Source organism: Enterobacter sp. CM29 (genome assembly GCF_013179605.1).
Taxonomy (GTDB): domain Bacteria; phylum Pseudomonadota; class Gammaproteobacteria; order Enterobacterales; family Enterobacteriaceae; genus Enterobacter; species Enterobacter intestinihominis.
Genome location: NZ_JABMCU010000356.1, coordinates 1 through 1,311 on the forward strand (window position 1 = coordinate 1; position 1,311 = coordinate 1,311).

A 1,311-nucleotide genomic window follows, 5' to 3' on the forward strand; every position below is an offset into this window, starting at 1 on the left:
GCTGGCTCCTAAGGGAACCAAATCGCCATCGGCGATTTGATTCACCGTGACGGGTAGGGATTAGAAAGTGCGTTTCAACCGGCTTTAAGGCACGTTTACCGGTAAGGCAATGGTATCACTATGTTTTGATGTAAACCAGGTAGGGGAGGGGGAGGGGATTCCTAAGGATTCCCCTAGGATTTACTTAAGATGTTTGCAAATCTTCCTGCTCGTTCGACTTGACGATCCTGATAACCTGACGTGCAGATATGCCGCATATTGAAGCTGTCTCACGAATACTCATACCTTTCTCGATGCGCAGCTTTAGAACGTTGCTATGCAACTCTCGCTTTGGTTGGCGTCCTTTGTACTTACCCTCTGTTCTGGCCTTAGATATTCCCTCAGCCTGCCTACGGCGGCGATCCTGATAATCTTTGCGTGCGATGGCGGCGAGCATATCAAGCATCATTGCATTCACAGCGCGAAGCATTGCAGACGTAAATTCATCGCGGGATGCAATCTCTAATGGCGCGTAACTTGTGGGGAGGTCGAGACTAATAACGTTCAGGCTTTTGCTACTAATCAGACCCTTGAGCTTCAACCAACCTTCGTCATCCAAGCGTGATAGACGGTCTACCTGTTCTATAAGAATGGCATCACCTGGCGATGCGTCTTCAAGAAGCCGCAATAGCTCAGGTCTTTGCAAAGAAGCACCTGATACGTTTTCAACGTACCAGCTAGCTATGCGATGACCGCGTTCAGCGACAAAGGCTTGCAGCCGTGATTTAGCTCGTGTTGCGTCCTGGTCTAATGTAGACGCTCGGAGGTAAGCAAATACGTACATAATTTCGCCGATGGTGACATTTAAGTGATGCAACAAAGGTTATGACATTTAAGTGATGACATAAACCCAAAACAACGTAAATTTAGGCTGTGACGTATGGGTGTACTTCAATGTCATAGGGCGATTTAAAAGACATGTTCAATTTATATGCGAGTTTTAAAAAAAGAGCTTCAACGAGCAGAAAAAAACCGCCTTGTGGCGGTTTTTCATCTTAAATTGCTTTCAAGTTCATCCTGTAAAGCAGCGATAGCAATTCTAAGAACAGCTTGGTCAGCTTCACTAGGATATTTGCTAATAATATCTTGAGGTGAAATCTTGCAAATGAAATTGAATAAAGCTTCTGCATCAATTTCACTTAAGTTAATCTCAATCATAACAATTCCTATGGATTTATCAGGCAAACATATTTATCTGAAGATTTTTTAGATTGTTTAATTTTTCACTTAGCTTAATTTTTTCTTCTGCTTTAGCTCGATCTATAGCAGACA

At 43.2% G+C, this 1,311-nt stretch carries 2 protein-coding genes; both read right to left on the reverse strand.

Features of this window, described 5'->3' with window-relative positions; translation table 11 throughout:
* Positions 1-184 precede the first annotated feature (184 nt).
* The gene (locus HP459_RS22975; protein WP_171936929.1) at positions 185-823 is read right to left on the reverse strand and encodes a recombinase family protein; all 639 of its coding nucleotides are present in this window, start codon (positions 821-823) and stop codon (positions 185-187) included.
* Between the two features lie 206 nt (positions 824-1,029).
* Complete coding sequence (locus tag HP459_RS22980; protein ID WP_171936930.1) at positions 1,030-1,197, reverse strand: hypothetical protein; 168 nt, start codon at positions 1,195-1,197, stop codon at positions 1,030-1,032.
* Between the last annotated feature and the right edge of the window lie 114 nt (positions 1,198-1,311).

Bases quoted from the DNA above. Each gene is read 5' to 3' on its own strand.
- HP459_RS22975 (WP_171936929.1), bottom strand. From the start codon at position 823: ATGTACGTATTTGCTTACCTCCGAGCGTCTACATTAGACCAGGACGCA.
- HP459_RS22980 (WP_171936930.1), bottom strand. From the start codon at position 1,197: ATGATTGAGATTAACTTAAGTGAAATTGATGCAGAAGCTTTATTCAAT.